Below are 18,292 nucleotides of genomic sequence, written 5' to 3'. Positions count from 1 at the left end.
GCACATTTAGAAAATTATGGAGAATATTATGCGCCGTATTGCAATTGTTGGAGCAGGACAGTCTGGTTTACAGCTTGGTTTGGGGTTATTAGATACAGGTTACGACGTAACCATGATTACCAACCGAACTGCTGATGAAATCCGTCAAGGTAAAGTCATGTCAAGCCAGTGTATGTTTCATACCGCTTTACAAACTGAACGTGACTTGGGACTAAATTTCTGGGAAGAACAATGTCCAGCAGTAGAAGGCATTGGGCTAGCTTTAGTTAATCCTGAAAATGGTAGTAAAGCATTTGAATGGAGCGCTCGTCTTGAGCGCTACGCTCAATCGGTCGATCAACGCGTCAAAATGCCATATTGGATGGAAGAATTTGAACGCCGTGGCGGTCGATTGGTGATTCAGGATGTGGGAATAGAAGAGTTAGAACAACTTGCAAACGACTATGAGCTTGTATTACTCGCTGCTGGTAAAGGTGAGGTTGTTAAACAGTTTGAACGTGATGATGTGCGCAGTGTTTTTGATAAGCCTCAACGCGCTTTGGCTTTGACCTACGTCAAAAACATGAAGCCAATTTCACCTTATTCACGTGTGACTTTTAACATTATTCCTGAAGTCGGCGAATACTTTTCATTTCCGGCACTGACCATCAATGGTCCTTGCGACATTATGGTGTTTGAAGGAATTCCAAATGGACCGATGGATTGCTGGCAAGATGTGAAAACACCTGAACAACATCTGCAATGTAGTTTGGACTTACTCAAGAAATTTGTGCCTTGGGAATATGAACGCTGCACAAATGTTGAGTTGACTGATGCAGGCGGATATTTGGCAGGGCGCTTCCCGCCGACCGTACGCAAACCCGTTTTAACCTTACCCTCTGGCAAAAAGATTTTTGGCATGGCAGATGCCTTAGTGGTCAATGATCCAATTACTGGTCAAGGCTCAAACAATGCGGCTAAGTGTAGCAAGATCTATTTCGATGCCATTTTAGCCAATGATAATCAAAGCTTTAGCGAACAATGGATGGTTCAAACTTTTGAGCGTTATTGGGCTTATGCAGAAAAAGTCGTGGCTTGGACCAATAGCTTGTTATTACCACCTGAGCCTCATGTCGTTGAACTCCTAGCAGCTGCAAGTCAAAACCAGAGCATTGCTTCAATTATGGCCAATAACTTTGATGACCCACGCGCATTTGCTCCTTGGTGGTTTGATGCAGATCAAGCTCAAGCATTCTTGGCCTCAAAAACCACAGCAAAAGTGGCTTAAGGGCAAAACAGCAAAGGGAGAATTAAAAATGGACACAATTGAAACTTTAGCTTTACAAGCGATTAATGCTGAAAACCCAAGAGAAATTCGTAATTTGCTTGGTCAGTTTGCAACTGGCGTTACCGTGATTACCACTCGTGGTAAAGATGGCCGGAAAATAGGTATGACAGCCAATTCGTTTTCATCTCTGTCTTTAGATCCGCCATTAATTTTGTGGAGTCTATCAAAAACAGCGCCAAGTTTGTCTGATTTTGTAGAAGCTGAATATTTTGCCATCCACATGTTGGCGCAAGAGCATCATCAGCTTTCGGGGCATTTTGCTCGAGGTGCCGAAGACAAATTTGCAGGCATTGCCCATCAACAATGCAATGCTGGCGTTCCAATTTTATCCGATGCACTCGCAACCTTGGTTTGCCGCAATGTAAATCAATATGAAGGCGGAGATCACCTGATTTTTATTGGTCAAATTGAACAATACCAACAGCGCCAAGGTGAACCATTGGTATTTCACGCAGGAAAGTATCGGATTGCCGCTGAGCATCCAGAATTAGCAGGTTAATTCACCATAATCACGATCAATCCGGTCGTGATTTTTTATAGGAAATAAGAAGATGAAAAGCACTTTAATTAAACATGGATTTTTCGCAGGGATATTGTTGGGTTTGCCATTGATTACGCATGCCTATGATTTACCGACCGTAAACTTAGGTATGACCAGCTTTCTCGATGGTGGTTTACCCGCAGGGCCCGGTTGGTATGCTCAAACCTATTTTCAAAATTACGATAGCAATAAACTGGTCGATTCCAATGGACAAAAACTCGGTTTACCTAAAACAGATTTAAATTATCAAGTCCTGGTTGAACAGATTAGTTATTTATCAAATGTCCGAGTAAAAGATAAAGCCAGTTTAGGTATAAATTTTTTAATTCCTTTTGTCAGCAAAATGGACATGGATGATGGCTTGAATAATGCTGCCATTAAAGCCCAAAGTGGCTTTGGGGACATTATGATTGGACCTTTTATTCAGTTTGATCCAGTCATGCGTGCACAAGGGCCAAAATTTGTACATCGTTTTGAATTTCAGGTGAATTTACCTACGGGCGAATACGATCAACAAAAAGATATTAACCCAAGTAATAATGCTGTTTCATTTGATCCTTATTGGGCTGCCACATATTGGTTTAATCCCAAATGGACCGCTTCCACACGTATTCATTATCTCTATAACTTTAAGAATAATGACCCAAGCTATGCTTTTGCTGGAGCAAATGATATGCAGGCAGGGCAAGCAATTCATGCAAACTTCGCAACAGACTATGCCATTACTGAACAGTTCCGCTTAGGACTAAATGGTTATTGGCTAAAACAAGTCACGGACACCGAAGTTGATGGTGAAAAAGTCAAAGGCCGACGTGAACAAGTCTGGGCGATTGGTCTGGGTGCGATGTATAGTTTTTCTAAAAATGATCACTTGGTTGCAAATGCTTATTTTGAGCAAGATGCTGAAAATCGACCAGAGGGAACACGACTACAAGTTCGTTATGTCCATCATTTTTAATTCATAAAAAAAGCCTTTTATATCAAAAATATAAAAGGCTTTTATCTATTTTAGTTTAAGAAAAAGTTGAAGTAATTAAGCCTTCACTGTGACCAGATCGGCGAGTAGACGAAGGTAACTCACCATAACGGCGTTTATATTCTTGAGAAAAACGGCCTAAATGGCTAAATCCCCATTTAAATGCAACGTCTGTGACCGATAGATTTTCATTGTGCATCAGCTCTAAATGGGCTTGCTCAAAGCGTAACTCTTTTAAATAAGACATTGGGGTTGTCCCCAAATAATTTTTAAAACCGGTAAATAGCGTTCTCACACTCACGCCTGCATGTTCAGCCAAAATTTCGACATTAAGCGGCTCATGTAAATGTTCTTTAATATAGGCTTCTGTGCGCTTTACGAAATAAGGAGAGACTGTTTTTTCTTTATGCTGGTCTATTTTATGCAACGCATTATTGGGTTGACCATAAATAAGTGCATTAAACAAATTTGACTCAAATTGTTTAAAGGCTAAAGGATGATGAAGCGGGTGTTGATCACAGGCTAAAGCATCCATCAAGGTTCTAACGAGCTGTAAAAAATAGGCTCCACTTTGTGTAGAAAAGTCTAATTTTGGGTCGAAAACGAGTAAGTTATTTTCTGAATCAGCAATATGCTGACGGCAATGATACGTAAAATCATCCTTTGAAACTTTTAGAATGAGCTGCGGTGAGTTCGCATGCCAGCGCATACGTAAAGATTGCTGAGGTGAAATAAGAGATGCAACTTGAGAATAAGAAATAAACTTTTGTGAACCAAACTCGATTTCTGCGTAGCCTTGAGTTGGAATTTGAATTAGGTAAAAGTTATCAAGGTGATCTGGTTCAATAATGACATCCGCGCCATATTCCAAGCGACTAATAGACAATGCGCCTGTTTTAACATGGTGCATGGTTGCACTGAAATCTCGCTTCTGATGAGAGATTTTAAGATCATGTGGTTTAAAAATTTGACCTACATTTCGGCAGGTTTCACTTAAATCGTGGTGATCAAACACCAAATTATGATCAGTAAAGATCGACTCATTTTGAAAATGACGTCCACTGAGTTCGGGGGAGTTGGCTTGGTTCATATTTATCCCTTTTGGCTCACTCCTGTATTTACTGTGCAAAATATGTGAAACCTTAGCTTTGCAACACGTAAATACGGCACTTAAAAAATTAAGTTACTCGTAAATTACAATGAGATATAAGCAAAATACAGACCAATTTAACCGCTAGTTAATGTGATTTTCTCAAATTTTTACATCGGATTTTATCCATCAATTTAGTAAATTCGAGAAATAGAATAGGGGGATATAAAAGGTGCTATAAGTTAATCTCATCATGATCTTATTCCTTAAGATCTATCAAAATTTATAGCAAATCCGAGTGAGCTGGTCAATTTATTTTGTCGGAATTTATTGTTTTATATTATTGATATATAAAAACTTTTAATTTGAATGCAAAAATTCAATATACCCCTTATAAGAGTATATTGAATCATTTCAGGTTTTAGTGGTTTTTAAATTATTTATACTTCAACGTGATGTATTGCTCTGTAAAAACTTCTCGCTATAAATACGATAGTTTTGCAAAGATTGTTCATCTAACCAATTTTTAACGGCTTCAATCATCGGTGGTGGGCCACATAAATACATATCAAAAGCCTGCTCGGCCAATTGATCTTTATTCAAGTGCTCATGAATATAGCCCGCTTTACCTTGCCAAGCTTCGGTTGCTTTAGTCACAATCGGGTGATAACTAAAGTTTGGTAGCTGCTCCGCGTAGGCATGTAAACGCTGTTGTTCACACAAGTCGGTTTCATTATTTACGCCGTAGTACAACTGAACGGCAGGTGAGTTAGGCTGCTCAACCAAGTTATCAAGCATTCCCAAGAAAGCAGATAATCCTGTTCCACCTGCCACAAAAACCAGTGGACGCTGTACTTCACGTAAATAGAAACTACCAAGTGGTGCTTCAATAAGTAGGGTTTGTCCAACCTGACAACGATCACGCAAATAATTACTCATCACACCATCAGGCAAGAGACGAATTAAGAATTGCAATTGATTGGTTGCGTTTGGTCTATTTGCAAAAGAATAAGAGCGCCAGTCTTCAGTATCTGGAATTTGCAAACGAGCATATTGACCCGGTAAAAACTGAAGCTGTTCAGCATGATTGCTTGCATCAAGATGTAAGATTGCTGTCGTTTCAGAAACAAGCTCAACCGCAGTCACTTGGGTTTCAATTTTTAAGGTGTCGCCAGCATTGCAAATAGCAGAATCATGATCGAAATAAAAAGCTGCATCTGATTTCACACGCGTCTGGCAAGCTAACATTTTACGCTCAGCCAAATCACGTTCACTTAATGCATCTTCATCAACATATTCTTGTTCATAAATACCGGTTTCACACTGTCCCTGACAGGTACCACAAACACCTTCACGGCAGTCTAGCGGGAGGTTAATTCCTTGGCGAACTGCTGCATCAAGCAGCAATTCATCGTTATTTACCGAAATGAAAAAGGTTTTGCCATCGGCAAAGTTAAGTGCAACTGAATGTCCCATTTTTCATTCCCCTTAAACGTGATAGAAGTCTAAAACGGAATCAATTTTGTCATTCAACAAAATGCTGTGCTGACGACGAATGCGGAAACCATCTGCTGTTTGATGTAAAAGATAAGTGGCATGTCCGTAAAAACAACCTTCTAATCCTTGACGGTTATAAAGCGTTTGCCATGCAACTTTTGCTTCAATTAATCCATCATCCAATGTTTTAACTCGGATGTTGTTTATGCTATGCAAAGTACGTGGTAACGGAGTTGCAGATGCTGCTTTACCTGTACGAATACGGAATACACGGTCTTCGAGTCCAGTACGGTCCGCATAATAAATATAAGACAAGCCCTGATTTGGATCTTGAACATAGTTATGGTCATCAATCCACTGTGGAATATGATATTCACTATCTTCATCGTAAAGCTCTAGATAGGCATCCCAGTCATAAGCATCACAAAGCTCTGCCTTTTTGTACAAAAACTGAGATACAGCAAAATGTAGTTCTTGTGACATGGTTACACCTCATCCATTACGGCATTGTTTTCAAAAGTAATATCCTGCATTTTCAGCGCTTTTTTATTTAAGCCGTCGAGCATTAGGCGTTGCCAGTGTCCATGTTGATTTACATAGAGTCCCTCGTGGGTAAACTCACGGCCAGTAATGACAGGTTGAATGCCTAAATCTTGTGAGTTTTTAGTTGCACCATATTCCCAAGACTGACAACCACGCGAAATATCGCTCCAACGTTCAAGTCGTGCTTGGAAACCTTTTTGCTGTTCACGGAATTCAACTAAATCGTCTGGTGTACCAAGGCCTGATACGTTAAAGAAATCTTCAAACTGGCGAATACGGTTACGGCGTGCTTCAGCAGATTCACCTTTAACACCAATACATTGGCTAATGACTTCAGTTTTATTCCATGCCACAGGGCGAACAATACGAAGCTGAGAACTAATTTGGTCCATAAAGAATAGGCTAGGGTACAAGTTCAAGTTTCTTAAACGGTGCATTGCCCACTCAGCATATTTGTCGCCATATTTTTCGACCATATATGGCATAACTGTGCTGTAACCCGGACGAACTGTTGGGTTCGGCATGTCACTAAACAATACGCTATGGCCATTTTTAAAACTAAACCAACCATCGTCAGTTTCTGAGTCACCGGCACCTAACTTGCTGTAGTCAAGCGTATCGAGTTCTTCACCTTTTGATGCATTGACTTGTTGACGGTGTTGGACTGTAGAGACATAGTTATAGTGAACGGTACTGACATGGTAACCATCTAAGCCATTTTCATTTTGTAGCTTCCAGTTACCTGCAAAGGTATAAGATGACTTGCCCTGTAATACTTCGAGTTCACCTGTTGGCGACTGGTTAACCATTAAATCAAGGAACAGTTTTGCATCGCCTAAAAAGTCTTCTAAAGAATCTGTTGCTTGAGTATCAAGACTTACAAATACGAAACCACGGTAGCTGGCAATACGGCCTTGTTTTAAGCCACGGCTTGATTTATCAAAATCTTCACAATATTCACCAGGCGCTTTTACCTTAACCAAACGGCCATCTGACTTATAGCACCATGCGTGGAACGGACATGTAAAGGTTGACTGGTTGCCTTTAGCAACGCGTGTTAAGGTCGCACCGCGGTGTTCACAAGCATTGACCATCGCGTGTAATTCGCCTTTACCATCACGGCTCACAATAATCGGTTGACGACCAATTTGAACTGTTAGGAAATCATGATTGTTTGGAATCTCACTTTCGTGACATGCATAAATCCAAACCTTTTCAAAAATAAGCTCCATTTCCAAGTCAAATAGTTCAGGCTCGGTAAACATATTACGTGCAATACGAAACACGCCATCGTTAGGACGGAAGTCGATACATCCATCTACAAAATCATTCCATTGTTTTAAATTAGATGAGGTCATTGCTCAATCCTCCAATCAGCTTTTAACTGATTGAACCGCGATTAAGCCTGAGCCTCTATCCGTTTTTTCCAGATCTTTATCCACTTTGTGCAGTTTTGATTTTTTTTAATTGAACTCTTTTTAAGAAAGAGTAGAGACTTAAATTTGTATGTGTTTTAACCTATTAAAGTTCCTTATAATGTTAAAGAGCATAAAATGAAATTTTGTGAACTAAGTCTATGAAAGAACAAAACTTAAAATTACAAATTAGAATTCTTTTAGAGCAAAACATTGCATTTGGTCCGGGTAAGGCAGACTTACTTGAAGCAATTGAGAGAACTGGTTCAATCTCACAAGCTGCAAAATCTATGAATATGAGCTACCGCCGTGCATGGCAGTTGGTCGATACGATGAACCAGTGCTTTGAAATAGCTTTAGTTGAAACTCAAACAGGCGGAACACATGGTGGTGGGGCAGCCGTTACAGCTTTGGGTCAGAAAGTCTTACAGCATTACCGCCAAATGGAAATCAATGCTCGACAAGCCTTAGAACATGATTATCAAATCATGAGTAGCTATTTAAAAGGCTAAATAAAAACTTTCATAGCGACTGAATTTTTTAATGTGGTATAGCTTTTGCTTAATCCAAAGTACATGCTGAAAAAGCACTGCTGCATTACAGTCATCTATATTTAACGAATTATACTTTTCATAATCTTCGTGTAGCGCTATATTCTTGGGTATATATCGCTGCTAAAACGACAAAAAGGTAAAAATAATGGTAAGTGATACGAAGATAAAAAAATTGGCTTTAGCCTGTTCAGTCCTCAGCATAGGATTGCTCTTTAATATCTCAGCCAAGGCTGAATCGGTTACCGTTTATGCAGCAGCGAGCTTAACGAATGCGATTAATGATTTAGAAAAAATTTACGAAAAACAGAATAAAGTAGAAGTCAAAACTTCATATGCAGGCTCATCGACATTAGCTAAACAAATTGAAGCTGGAGCACCAGCCGATGTATTTATTTCAGCAGATACCCAGTGGATGGATTATCTGCAAAACAAAAAACGAGTTGCAGCAAATGACCGTATAAATTTACTAGGTAACCGTTTGGTTCTAATTACCCCTAAAAGGCATTCACTAAATATAAAACTAGATAAAGCCACCGATCCTAATAAAGTGTTTACAGGCAAGATTTGTACAGGGGATACTAAAAGTGTGCCTGTAGGCAAATATGCTAAACAAGCTTTTACTAACTTAGGTTGGTGGAGTCGTGTTGAGCCAAAGTTAGTCGAAACAGAAGATGTTCGAGCAGCGCTAAACTTTGTTGCGCGTGGTGAATGTCAAGTCGGTATTGTCTATGCAACTGATGCTGCAATTAGTAAAGATGTAAAAGTAGTGGGTGTATTTCCGGAAAATACACATTCGCCAATTATTTATCCTGTAGGGATGATTAAAAAGAACTCAAACTCAGCAAAGTTCTATCAATTTTTACAAAGCACCCAAGCCAAAGCTGTCTTTAAAAAGTATGGCTTTAGTGTGCTCACCCCAGTTAAACCATGATGTTCTCTTTAACCCCAGAAGAGCTCAGCGTTCTGCAACTTTCTTGTAAGGTTGCAGCAAGTTGTCTTGTGGTCAGTATTATTCCTGCAATTTGTGTGGGATGGTTTTTGGCACGTAAAGAGTTCTGGGGTAAGTCATTTATTGAAACGTTAGTGTTTTTACCTTTGGTGTTACCTCCTGTTGTACCTGGTTATTTGCTTTTACAAGTTTTTGGTAGCCGCGGCGTTATTGGGCAATATTTGGCACCGCTTGGAATTGATTTTGCATTTAACTGGAAAGGCGCCGTTCTTGCCTCGGCAGTGATGGGTTTCCCGCTATTGGTTCAATCTATTCGTCTAGCGATTGAACTGGTCGATCAGCGTTTAGAAATGGCAGCAAAGACATTAGGTGCTTCATCTTTAGGGGCATTTTTTCATGTCACTTTACCTCTTGCCAGCAGTGGCATTTTAATTGGTGCTATTTTATGTTTTTGCCGTAGTTTAGGTGAGTTTGGGGCCACCATTACCTTTGTAGGTAATATTTCTAATGAAACACGAACTTTGCCTCTAGCCATGTATAGCTTAATGCAACAACCCGATACAGAGGCCGCTATTCAACGACTTATTGTTTTATCGCTAAGCGTGGCATTTTTAGCGCTATGGTTTGCACAGTGGTTTCATCGTTATCAAAAGAAACGCTTAGGGCGGTAGAAATATGTTAATTGATTGCCGTTTTCAGCTACACATGGGTCAATTTCATATTGAACCTAGTTTCCAGTCAGATGCTTCTGTTATTGGCTTATTCGGTGCATCGGGTTCAGGTAAAACATCGATTTTACATGCCATTGCTGGCCTGAACACTCCGCGTAGTGGGCTCATTAAAATACAGGAACAAACATGGTTTGATTCAGATCAAAAAATTAACTTGAGTACCCAAAAGCGGCATGTTGGATTGGTTTTTCAAGATGCTCAGCTTTTTCCGCATAAAACGGTAAAGCAAAACTTATTATTTGGTCTTAAGCGTCTATCCCAACAAGAACGTCACTTCGAAACAGATTACATTATTGAGTTATTAAAATTAGGGCACTTATTACAACGCATGCCCATTAAACTCTCAGGAGGGGAAAAACAGCGCGTAGCACTGGGTCGAGCATTGTTATATTCACCTAAGCTGTTACTGCTTGATGAGCCTTTATCAGCATTAGATGCGAATCATAAAGCCGAAATTATTCCTTTTTTTCAGAAAGTAAAAGAGGAAATAAAAATTCCAATGATTTATGTGAGTCATGATATTCAAGAGATTAAACATCTGACCGAAACTATGTGGATTTTATAATTTTTCATTTTTTATATGCATTTCCAAACTTACGAGAGTCGGAGTTATAGAGAACTCATTCTTAGCCTGCTGGAGATTGAACCCTAAAAAGTTACTAGGTTTGATAAACCATAAATCTGATTTTAGCCGAATAAATCAAAACCTGCTTTATTGAAAATGATTATTAACAATAAAATATTTCTGACCTTCTAATTTAATAAAACTAATATAAAACAACAATTTAATTTAAAATTTTAAGCTAAAGCTCATTTACCTGAGATCATAAATTAATCTTTTATCTTAATTTGCTATTGATAAGAATGATAATTATTTGCAATTATATTTATAGATTTCTTTATAATATAAATTGGAGTATCCACATGCGCTCTACCATCGTGGTCACAGGTGCTGCAAGAGGGATAGGAGCGGCTATTGCCAAGCAACTACTAGATCAGGGCTATCACGTTATTGGTATTGACCGACAAGAAAATCCTAAACAATGGGATATCAGCAAAACAATAACGCCAGATCAAACTTCACAATGGCAAGGCATCTCACAAGACATTACCCATCAACAAGAAACACAAACTTTAATTTCAGAGCTTTTAGAAAGATACGAAATTACGGGGTTAGTAAATGCAGCAGGAGTATTAATTATGCGCTCCATGCTTGAAGCCAAAACGGAAGATTGGGAAACACTTTTTGCGGTCAATGTCATGGCACCTATTGCGATTAGCCAACAAGTTGCTAAACATTTTTGTGCAAAAAGGCAGGGCAGTATTGTCACTATTAGTTCAAATAGTGCACGCATGCCGCGTATGCAACTTGGTATGTACGCCACCACTAAGGCCGCACTGAGTCATTTTTGTCGCAATCTAGCACTTGAAATTGCACCTTATCAAGTCAGGCTAAATATTGTTTCACCAGGATCTACTCTCACTCAAATGCAGCAACAACTCTGGACTGATAATACACCTCCACCTGCAGTAATTGATGGTGATTTGAGTCAGTACCGAACAGGTATTCCCTTAAGAAAACTCGCGCAACCAGATGATATTGCCAATACCGTGATCTTTTTACTTTCGGACCAAGCTGCCCAAATTACGATGCAAGAAATAGTGGTAGATGGGGGAGCGACACTTGGGGTTTAAAGATTACTTCAGCACAACAACCATCTGAAATTAAAAAATATTTTGAAAAATAGAAAAGGAAAATACTAATGAGTATTCCAAAGATTGCAAGTTATAGTATGCCCCAAGCCCATGAATTTACTCCCAACAAAACAAATTGGCCATTGCATACCAATCGAGCTGTTTTATTGGTTCATGATATGCAGCAATATTTTTTAGATTTCTATGACTTGACTCAGGAACCTATTCCAGAACTCATTAAAAACACCAAAGCATTAATTGACGCCGCTCATCAATCTAATATTCCCGTTGTTTATACAGCACAACCCGGCAATCAATCACCTGAACATCGACAATTATTAACTGATTTTTGGGGACCTGGTTTAAAGAACGAGCCGAGCTTTACGCAGATTTTGCCAAAAATTTCACCTCAAAAAAATGATACGGTTCTTACCAAGTGGAGATATAGTGTTTTTAAATTTTCACCTCTCGAACAACTCATGCGGGAGTCTGGTCGCGATCAACTCATTATCTGTGGTGTATATGCACATATTGGTTGTTTAATGAGTGCTGCGGAAGCATTTATGCTAAACATACAGCCATTCTTATGTGGTGATGCACTAGCTGACTTTAGCCGAGAAGAGCACGATATGGCGTTAAAATATGCTAGTACACGATGCGCTCAAGTCATGACAACACAACAAGTGATTCATGCATGGATGCAAGAACAAGATGTACTATCTTTAGCATAATAGTCATTTAACTTATTCTATTTAAAATATAAAAAGCAGATCATCGATCTGCTTTTTATATGGGTGGAAATGAATACTTATTTAGTAATATATAATGGTTATCATTATGTATTTGATAATTACTTAATATTGAATATCAAAACTTATATGTATATGATACACCGCTAAACACAAATGATAATATTTATCATATGTTAATCATTATATAGAATAAGGTCGGAAAATGACTTAATGAAGAGGGTCGCCATATGGTTCAGCTCAAGAATTCTTTTATTCACCAAGCGCGTACATGTAGATAGTGAGGTAGGAATAATATTAAATTATTCAGAAACTTATAATCAGCTCAAAGCTTATTTATAGGGTAATAAGCTCTGATTTATACATCAAATCATTTCCATAATTTTCAAGTAAGTATAGACAAAATAATTTTAAAAAATTTCTATATTTTTTCAACATTAAGGTTAATTAATCATGACAGCAACTTCAAAATCATTATTAAATGGACTACCCATAAAAAAATCGAGAATACAGGTTTTTGAAATTTTAAATCAAAATCCACAAGGCTTAAGTGCTGTGAGTATTTATACGCAAATTAAAAATGAACATAAAATAACGCTAGGAACGATTTATCGAATCTTGTCGGAATTTGAAAACCGTAAACTCATCAAAAGGGTGTTTTTAGGAAAAAGCAAAAGTATTTATAAGCTTAGAAAAGACAAGATGAGTTGTAACCTCATTTCGCTCAAAACCTCTGAAGCCTTGAACTTTGAACATGACAAAGTTAAAGAATTACTTCATGAGGTTACTGATATTATTTTTGCAAATACCGGAGTCGATATCAGTAGTGTTGAACTCAATCTATATACTGAATAAAAATCTTTTAAAGTGCCATAAAAAATAAAGGACAGCATCATACTGTCCTTTGATTCTCATTAAATCAGTTACTTGATAACTTTAATTCGAGTCGTAGCTGGAATAGTTAAAGGTGAATCTTTAGAGTTTTCAGCAACATAGTTTTCAAGCGCCTCAATATCTTGACCACCACCGACACGGTTTTGGCCTTCTTTTAATACCGTAAAGTTGTCACCACCATCTGCCAAGAAGCTATTTACCGTCACGCGATACACTTTAGTGTCAACCAACGGTGAACCTGCAATCATAATATTACTTGCTCGTGGTGAAACAGATGTATTTGCCGCATATTGGTAACTCAACTCTTTAGATGGCTGTAAAATTCTAGGTGAATTTGCATTTGCACCAGACCATTGCTGTTCAAGCACATCTCTAATCTGTTTACCGGTTAAGCTCAAAGTCACAATAGAGTTACCGAAAGGTTGAACTGCAAAAACATCGCCAAAGGTAATCTGGTTATTACTATTAATGAGCAGATCCGCACGCACACCGCCTGGATTCATTAGTGTAAAGTCTGAGCCTTGATTACTTGCTTTTAAGGCAGCCGCTTGCTGAGCATCGGCAATCATAATACCTAGCGGACTTTCACCACTTTCGACTTGAGTACGGCTCACAACGGCAGTAGATGTACCAACCACACGACTTGAAATGGTGGTCACAGCTTGGCGGTATTTATCTAAAATCGCTTCAATGCTTGGGGTTTTGTTAAATTTTTGATAGAGGTCTGTCAGGCTTACCGTGGTTGTGCCAGACGTATAGGCCTCACTTTGTATAGGAACTTGTTTAGCATCTTTTTTAATGACATCACCAGTTTTACCATCTAATTCAATCTTGATGTCAGTAATGAGCGTGCCATATTGTCCAGCTGAAGTAAGTAAGAATGGTTTAGCTGGATTTTTTGTTGCATAGTCACAAATATAAGATTGATGTGTGTGACCTGAAACAACAATATCAACTGCTGGATTAAGCTTATCCAAAATTCCTAAAATCGGACCACTTAAACCATCACATGTTTTTTGATTGAGCTTCGTACTTGGCGCCGCACCTTCATGGACAACGACTACAATGGCTTCAATTCCTTGTTTTTTTAATTCAGGAATCAACGCATTTACTGTATCTGCTTCATCACGGAACTCAACGTCTTTAATACCTGCCGCAGAAACAATACTTGGCGTCGCTTTAAGAGTTAAACCAATAAATGCAACTGGAATTCCACCATAAGTTTTAACTTTATAGGCTGGGAAGATCGTTTTACTGGTGTCATTTTTCATTGCGACGTTAGCCGCAAGGAAATCAAATTTTGCACCACTAAAATTTTTATTAATTTGACAAGGTGCAGTGCTGGTATATTGCTGACATCCACCATTTTTTAAACGGCGTAATTCGTCTGTACCCCGATCAAATTCATGGTTACCTACAGCATTAAAGTCAATTTGAATATCATTCATGACTTCAATGGTTGGTTCATCTAAAAATAAAGAAGAGGTGAGAGGAGAGGCGCTAATTAAATCGCCTGCCGAAACCACAGCATTATTTGGATTTTCTGCTTTAAGTTTTTTAATTGCATCGGCAAAGTAACTCACTCCTCCCACAGGAATACGAACAGATTGAGCAGCATCATTTGGATTTGGTGCCTCGACATAACGCTTAGGTGGCTCAAGATTTCCATGAAAGTCATTAAAAGCTAAAATATTTACGGTTTGATTGCTTCTTTGGGCAGGTGATGCTGTGTCATTATCATCATCGTCATTACATCCCACCAATAATGCTACAGCCAGAGAAAGTGTTGTTACTTTAAAAAGTATTGTTAAATTTTTCATTTTTTTATCATTTGATCAATTAAGACGGATAAAAAAATACGCTTTTAGTATGAATGTTTGATGAAAGACCCAATAAGTAAATATGTTCGAAATATTAAAATTTGGACAAAAAACACAATTATCGAACAATATCTTAGCTAAGGGTGGTCTACAAACCCAATTTTTTTATTTAGAATAAATTTTTAATTGCCTTATAAATCTTAATCAAGTGATTCATTTCATAAGATTAATATGAACCGGAGATAATTTATGCAATGGACTAAACCAGCTTTTACTGATTTACGCATTGGTTTTGAAGTTACAATGTACTTTGAAGCACGTTAATCAGTTTCATCAAATATGTCATAAGCCCTAGTCTTGTTCTAGGGCTTATCTCTTTCTAATAAGATATTAATTTTATGTATATTTATGTTTTAGGTTCAGCTGCCGGAGGCGGGTTTCCGCAGTGGAATTGTAATTGCCCGAATTGTCATGGTGTGCGCACAGGTACAATCCAAGCCAAAGCCCGTACTCAATCATCGATTGCTGTTTCTGAAAATGGAACAGACTGGGTTTTATTAAACGCGTCACCTGATATCCGTCAGCAACTCTTCGAATTTAAAGCAGCGCAACCAGCGCGTAAATTACGTGATACAGGAATAACAAGCGTTATTTTAATGGACAGTCAGTTAGACCATACCACTGGGCTTTTAACCTTACGTGAAGGTTGCCCAATGAATGTATGGTGTACAGAAATGGTCCACCAAGATTTAACGAACGGCTTTCCAGTATTTAATATGCTCAAACACTGGAATGGTGGTCTTCAATATCATGAGATTAACCCTAAACAAGCTTTTAAAATTAATGGTTTCGAAAATTTAGAATTTTTACCCTTAATTATTAAAAGTGCAGCTCCACCATATTCACCGCATCGAAATGACCCACATGATGGCGACAATATCGCTTTAATTATCAAAGATCATAAGACACAAAAACAGTTGTTCTATGCTCCGGGTCTTGGAAAAATTGACGATCAAATCATGCAGATTATGCAGAGTTCAGACTGTGTCATGATTGATGGTACGCTTTGGACAGACGATGAAATGCAACAAACAGGGGTTGGAACTAAAACTGGCCGCGAAATGGGGCATTTATATATTAGTGGCGAAGGTGGTTCACTGTCTTATTTAAACAAGCTGAGTACACCTAAAAAAGTGCTGATTCATATTAACAATACCAATCCAATTTTAAATGAAAACTCTAGTCAGTTTGCTGAGCTTAAAGCAAATGGCGTAGAAGTTGCCTATGACGGCATGCAGATTGAACTCTAAGGTGAAACATGACTCAAACACCTGAAGCTTTAACGACTGAACAATTCAAACAAGCCATTATCGATAAAGGCCAGTATTATCATATCTATCATCCATTTCATGTGATGATGTATGAAGGTAAAGCGACCCAGCAACAAATTCAGGCTTGGGTTGCAAACCGATATTACTATCAAATTAATATTCCGCTTAAAGATGCGGCGATTATGGCAAATTGCCCCGATCAACGAGTCCGTCAAGAATGGATTCAACGCATGATCGATCAAGATGGTGAATATCCAGATGGCGGTGGTCGGGAAGCATGGCTACGGTTAGCTGAAGCTGTGGGCTTGAGTCGTGAACAAGTTATTTCTGAAGAGTTAGTTTTACCGGGCGTTCGCTTCGCGGTAGATGCTTATGTAAACTTTGCACGCCGTGCTTCATGGCGTGAAGCAGCAAGCAGCTCTTTAACTGAACTTTTTGCTCCACAAATTCATCAATCAAGACTTGATTCATGGCCACAACATTACCCATGGATTGATGATAAAGGCTATGAGTATTTTCGTTCTCGTTTGAGTCAGGCACGCCGTGACGTTGAACATGGTCTAACGATTACGCTTGATTCATTTACAACTTTTGAGCAACAAGAACGAATGCTTGAAATATTGCAGTTTAAGCTGGATATTTTATGGAGCATTTTAGATGCTTTAACACTTGCACATGTTCACAATGAAGCACCGTATCACAGCGTGACAAGCAACCGAGTTTGGCACAAAGGACTATTTAAATGAATAAAGAGCAGTTTGATTTAAACCTTGTGCCAACATGGCGACAAGGTTACCGTTTTCAGTTCGAGCCAGCTCAAAATGGTTTTGTGATTTTATATCCTGAAGGCATGATCAAATTAAATGAAAGTGCAGGGGCAATTGGACAATATATTGATGGGCAGCAAAATGTTTCTGCAATTATTGCTCAGTTAAAGCAAAAATTTGGTGATATTGCTGAGATAGATCAAGATGTAGTGGATTACATGCTGGTCGCACAGCAGCAACACTGGATTGATTTAGTATGACAGAAGGTGTTGGCCTGCCTTTATGGTTATTAGCGGAGTTAACTTATCGTTGTCCGCTACAATGCCCATATTGCTCAAACCCCTTGGACTACGCTCAGCATAAAAATGAGCTAACCACTCAAGAATGGTTTGATGTTTTTGATCAAGCACGTCAAATGGGTGCTGTTCAACTTGGTTTTTCTGGCGGTGAACCTCTAGTACGTCAGGATTTAGAACAACTCGTTGCACATGCTCATCAACAAGGGTTTTATACCAACCTCATTACCTCAGGCATGGGCCTTACCGAACAACGTATTGCTGATTTAAAACAAGCGGGTTTAGACCACATTCAAGTGAGCTTCCAAGCGAGTGATCCTGTTGTAAACGATGCCTTGGCAGGTTCAAAGCATGCTTTTGAACAAAAGTATGAAATGTGCCGATTGGTTAAGAAATACAATTATCCAATGGTGCTTAACTTTGTTATTCATCGACATAACATTGACCAGATTGAACAAATCATTGAACTTTGCCTTGAGCTCAATGCAGATACAGTCGAGTTGGCAATTTGTCAGTTTTATGGATGGGCTTTTCTAAACCGCCAAGGTTTATTACCCACCCAAGAACAACTGACACGAGCTGAACGGATTACCAATGAATATCGAGAAAAATTAAAAGCGCAAAATCATCCTTGCAAACTCATTTTTGTAGTGCCTGATTATTATGAAGAGCGACCAAAAGCCTGTATGAATGGTTGGGGTAAAATCTTCTTTACAGTTGCTCCAGACGGTATGGCGCTACCTTGCCATGCAGCACGACAATTGCCAATTTCGTTTCCAAATGTCCGCGAACATAAATTGTCAGATATATGGTACAAGTCAACTGGATTTAATCATTTCCGTGGCGATGCATGGATGCCAGAAGGGTGCCGTAGCTGTCCCGATAAAGACCGTGACTTTGGCGGATGTCGTTGTCAGGCCTATATGTTGACTGGAGATGCGGCTAATGCCGATCCTGTATGTGGGAAATCGCCGTATCATCAAATGATTGAACAAGCACGGGCAGAAAGTCAGTTGGCTGCACCTTTGCAAAATTTAGTATTTCGTAATAGTAGAAACTCTAAATCTTTAAGCACCACCCAAAATATTCCAGTCCACACTATTACAGATATATAGCA

General features: G+C 38.8%; 20 protein-coding genes. 15 read left to right on the top strand and 5 right to left on the bottom strand.

The features are described 5' to 3' along the window. Positions 1 to 28 precede the first annotated feature (28 nt). The 3 genes from ACTJJG_RS10450 to ACTJJG_RS10440 are packed head-to-tail and all read left to right on the top strand — an operon-like array spanning position 29 to position 2,826. Positions 29 to 1,267, top strand: coding sequence for a styrene monooxygenase/indole monooxygenase family protein (locus ACTJJG_RS10450; protein WP_032057570.1), 1,239 nt, complete (start codon positions 29 to 31; stop codon positions 1,265 to 1,267). Positions 1,268 to 1,295: 28 nt separating this feature from the next. After that, positions 1,296 to 1,826 (top strand): flavin reductase family protein, encoded by a 531-nt coding sequence (locus tag ACTJJG_RS10445; RefSeq protein ID WP_032003622.1) that lies wholly within the window; start codon positions 1,296 to 1,298, stop codon positions 1,824 to 1,826. Positions 1,827 to 1,878: 52 nt separating this feature from the next. Next, positions 1,879 to 2,826, top strand: coding sequence for a SphA family protein (locus ACTJJG_RS10440; RefSeq protein ID WP_032057571.1), 948 nt, complete (start codon positions 1,879 to 1,881; stop codon positions 2,824 to 2,826). Positions 2,827 to 2,881: 55 nt separating this feature from the next. Here ACTJJG_RS10440 and ACTJJG_RS10435 read toward each other — a convergent pair whose 3' ends face one another. The 4 genes from ACTJJG_RS10435 to antA all read right to left on the bottom strand — a co-directional run bounded on the left by ACTJJG_RS10435 (position 2,882) and on the right by antA (position 7,332). Then, positions 2,882 to 3,934: an AraC family transcriptional regulator gene (locus ACTJJG_RS10435; protein ID WP_032057573.1), complete on the bottom strand. Its 1,053-nt coding sequence runs from the start codon at positions 3,932 to 3,934 to the stop codon at positions 2,882 to 2,884. Between the two features lie 447 nt (positions 3,935 to 4,381). After that, positions 4,382 to 5,410 (bottom strand): anthranilate 1,2-dioxygenase electron transfer component AntC, encoded by a 1,029-nt coding sequence (gene antC, locus ACTJJG_RS10430; RefSeq protein ID WP_032057574.1) that lies wholly within the window; start codon positions 5,408 to 5,410, stop codon positions 4,382 to 4,384. 12 nt (positions 5,411 to 5,422) lie between these two features. Further along, complete coding sequence (antB, locus tag ACTJJG_RS10425) at positions 5,423 to 5,914, bottom strand: anthranilate 1,2-dioxygenase small subunit (RefSeq protein WP_032057575.1); 492 nt, start codon at positions 5,912 to 5,914, stop codon at positions 5,423 to 5,425. A 2-nt stretch (positions 5,915 to 5,916) separates the two neighbouring features. Then, complete coding sequence (gene antA / locus ACTJJG_RS10420; RefSeq protein ID WP_019459119.1) at positions 5,917 to 7,332, bottom strand: anthranilate 1,2-dioxygenase large subunit; 1,416 nt, start codon at positions 7,330 to 7,332, stop codon at positions 5,917 to 5,919. A 218-nt stretch (positions 7,333 to 7,550) separates the two neighbouring features. Between antA and ACTJJG_RS10415 the strand changes: the two genes are divergently transcribed. The 7 genes from ACTJJG_RS10415 to ACTJJG_RS10385 all read left to right on the top strand — a co-directional run bounded on the left by ACTJJG_RS10415 (position 7,551) and on the right by ACTJJG_RS10385 (position 12,922). Continuing rightward, positions 7,551 to 7,901: a winged helix-turn-helix domain-containing protein gene (locus ACTJJG_RS10415; protein WP_032057577.1), complete on the top strand. Its 351-nt coding sequence runs from the start codon at positions 7,551 to 7,553 to the stop codon at positions 7,899 to 7,901. Positions 7,902 to 8,088: 187 nt separating this feature from the next. Then, positions 8,089 to 8,874 (top strand): molybdate ABC transporter substrate-binding protein, encoded by a 786-nt coding sequence (gene modA / locus ACTJJG_RS10410; RefSeq protein WP_032057578.1) that lies wholly within the window; start codon positions 8,089 to 8,091, stop codon positions 8,872 to 8,874. Beyond that, positions 8,871 to 9,563, top strand: coding sequence for a molybdate ABC transporter permease subunit (modB, locus tag ACTJJG_RS10405; RefSeq protein ID WP_032057579.1), 693 nt, complete (start codon positions 8,871 to 8,873; stop codon positions 9,561 to 9,563). Before modA ends, modB begins: the two co-directional genes overlap by 4 nt. A gap of 4 nt (positions 9,564 to 9,567) precedes the next feature. Further along, entirely contained in the window at positions 9,568 to 10,188 is a 621-nt protein-coding gene (locus ACTJJG_RS10400) for an ATP-binding cassette domain-containing protein (protein WP_032057581.1), read from the top strand. Positions 10,189 to 10,547: 359 nt separating this feature from the next. Further along, on the top strand, positions 10,548 to 11,318 hold the full coding sequence (locus ACTJJG_RS10395) for an SDR family oxidoreductase (RefSeq protein ID WP_002113769.1): 771 nt from the start codon (positions 10,548 to 10,550) through the stop codon (positions 11,316 to 11,318). A 68-nt stretch (positions 11,319 to 11,386) separates the two neighbouring features. Then, complete coding sequence (locus ACTJJG_RS10390; RefSeq protein ID WP_032003629.1) at positions 11,387 to 12,049, top strand: isochorismatase family protein; 663 nt, start codon at positions 11,387 to 11,389, stop codon at positions 12,047 to 12,049. A 471-nt stretch (positions 12,050 to 12,520) separates the two neighbouring features. Then, positions 12,521 to 12,922 carry a transcriptional repressor gene (locus tag ACTJJG_RS10385; RefSeq protein WP_005069251.1) on the top strand — a complete coding sequence of 134 codons (402 nt, stop codon included), beginning with the start codon at positions 12,521 to 12,523 and terminating at the stop codon, positions 12,920 to 12,922. 68 nt (positions 12,923 to 12,990) lie between these two features. Here ACTJJG_RS10385 and ACTJJG_RS10380 read toward each other — a convergent pair whose 3' ends face one another. Next, on the bottom strand, positions 12,991 to 14,781 hold the full coding sequence (locus ACTJJG_RS10380; protein ID WP_440608939.1) for a bifunctional metallophosphatase/5'-nucleotidase: 1,791 nt from the start codon (positions 14,779 to 14,781) through the stop codon (positions 12,991 to 12,993). Positions 14,782 to 15,030: 249 nt separating this feature from the next. Between ACTJJG_RS10380 and pqqA the strand changes: the two genes are divergently transcribed. The 5 genes from pqqA (at position 15,031) to pqqE (ending at position 18,290) form a co-directional block, all read left to right on the top strand. Further along, a complete protein-coding gene (pqqA, locus tag ACTJJG_RS10375) occupies positions 15,031 to 15,105 on the top strand; it encodes a pyrroloquinoline quinone precursor peptide PqqA (RefSeq protein WP_001982218.1) in 75 nt (24 codons plus the stop codon). Positions 15,106 to 15,179: 74 nt separating this feature from the next. Then, positions 15,180 to 16,091: a pyrroloquinoline quinone biosynthesis protein PqqB gene (gene pqqB, locus ACTJJG_RS10370; RefSeq protein WP_032057585.1), complete on the top strand. Its 912-nt coding sequence runs from the start codon at positions 15,180 to 15,182 to the stop codon at positions 16,089 to 16,091. 8 nt (positions 16,092 to 16,099) lie between these two features. Next, positions 16,100 to 16,858, top strand: a complete 759-nt coding sequence (pqqC, locus tag ACTJJG_RS10365; protein ID WP_032057587.1) for a pyrroloquinoline-quinone synthase PqqC — start codon at positions 16,100 to 16,102, stop codon at positions 16,856 to 16,858. Then, positions 16,855 to 17,139 (top strand): pyrroloquinoline quinone biosynthesis peptide chaperone PqqD, encoded by a 285-nt coding sequence (gene pqqD / locus ACTJJG_RS10360; RefSeq protein WP_005069244.1) that lies wholly within the window; start codon positions 16,855 to 16,857, stop codon positions 17,137 to 17,139. Before pqqC ends, pqqD begins: the two co-directional genes overlap by 4 nt. Further along, positions 17,136 to 18,290: a pyrroloquinoline quinone biosynthesis protein PqqE gene (gene pqqE, locus ACTJJG_RS10355; RefSeq protein WP_032057588.1), complete on the top strand. Its 1,155-nt coding sequence runs from the start codon at positions 17,136 to 17,138 to the stop codon at positions 18,288 to 18,290. The genes pqqD and pqqE overlap by 4 nt, the downstream gene beginning before the upstream one ends. The last annotated feature ends 2 nt before the right edge of the window (positions 18,291 to 18,292 follow it).

It is taken from the genome of Acinetobacter sp. 22512, assembly GCF_052044755.1.
In the GTDB taxonomy this organism is placed as follows: Bacteria; Pseudomonadota; Gammaproteobacteria; order Pseudomonadales; family Moraxellaceae; genus Acinetobacter; species Acinetobacter pittii.
Note: the sequence above shows the minus strand (reverse complement) of the source record. Positions and strands in the feature narration are given on the sequence as shown.

Bases quoted from the DNA above. Each gene is read 5' to 3' on its own strand.
- ACTJJG_RS10450 (WP_032057570.1), top strand. From the start codon at position 29: ATGCGCCGTATTGCAATTGTTGGAGCAGGACAGTCTGGTTTACAGCTT.
- ACTJJG_RS10445 (WP_032003622.1), top strand. From the start codon at position 1,296: ATGGACACAATTGAAACTTTAGCTTTACAAGCGATTAATGCTGAAAAC.
- ACTJJG_RS10440 (WP_032057571.1), top strand. From the start codon at position 1,879: ATGAAAAGCACTTTAATTAAACATGGATTTTTCGCAGGGATATTGTTG.
- ACTJJG_RS10435 (WP_032057573.1), bottom strand. From the start codon at position 3,934: ATGAACCAAGCCAACTCCCCCGAACTCAGTGGACGTCATTTTCAAAAT.
- antC (WP_032057574.1), bottom strand. From the start codon at position 5,410: ATGGGACATTCAGTTGCACTTAACTTTGCCGATGGCAAAACCTTTTTC.
- antB (WP_032057575.1), bottom strand. From the start codon at position 5,914: ATGTCACAAGAACTACATTTTGCTGTATCTCAGTTTTTGTACAAAAAG.
- antA (WP_019459119.1), bottom strand. From the start codon at position 7,332: ATGACCTCATCTAATTTAAAACAATGGAATGATTTTGTAGATGGATGT.
- ACTJJG_RS10415 (WP_032057577.1), top strand. From the start codon at position 7,551: ATGAAAGAACAAAACTTAAAATTACAAATTAGAATTCTTTTAGAGCAA.
- modA (WP_032057578.1), top strand. From the start codon at position 8,089: ATGGTAAGTGATACGAAGATAAAAAAATTGGCTTTAGCCTGTTCAGTC.
- modB (WP_032057579.1), top strand. From the start codon at position 8,871: ATGATGTTCTCTTTAACCCCAGAAGAGCTCAGCGTTCTGCAACTTTCT.
- ACTJJG_RS10400 (WP_032057581.1), top strand. From the start codon at position 9,568: ATGTTAATTGATTGCCGTTTTCAGCTACACATGGGTCAATTTCATATT.
- ACTJJG_RS10395 (WP_002113769.1), top strand. From the start codon at position 10,548: ATGCGCTCTACCATCGTGGTCACAGGTGCTGCAAGAGGGATAGGAGCG.
- ACTJJG_RS10390 (WP_032003629.1), top strand. From the start codon at position 11,387: ATGAGTATTCCAAAGATTGCAAGTTATAGTATGCCCCAAGCCCATGAA.
- ACTJJG_RS10385 (WP_005069251.1), top strand. From the start codon at position 12,521: ATGACAGCAACTTCAAAATCATTATTAAATGGACTACCCATAAAAAAA.
- ACTJJG_RS10380 (WP_440608939.1), bottom strand. From the start codon at position 14,781: ATGAAAAATTTAACAATACTTTTTAAAGTAACAACACTTTCTCTGGCT.
- pqqB (WP_032057585.1), top strand. From the start codon at position 15,180: ATGTATATTTATGTTTTAGGTTCAGCTGCCGGAGGCGGGTTTCCGCAG.
- pqqC (WP_032057587.1), top strand. From the start codon at position 16,100: ATGACTCAAACACCTGAAGCTTTAACGACTGAACAATTCAAACAAGCC.
- pqqD (WP_005069244.1), top strand. From the start codon at position 16,855: ATGAATAAAGAGCAGTTTGATTTAAACCTTGTGCCAACATGGCGACAA.
- pqqE (WP_032057588.1), top strand. From the start codon at position 17,136: ATGACAGAAGGTGTTGGCCTGCCTTTATGGTTATTAGCGGAGTTAACT.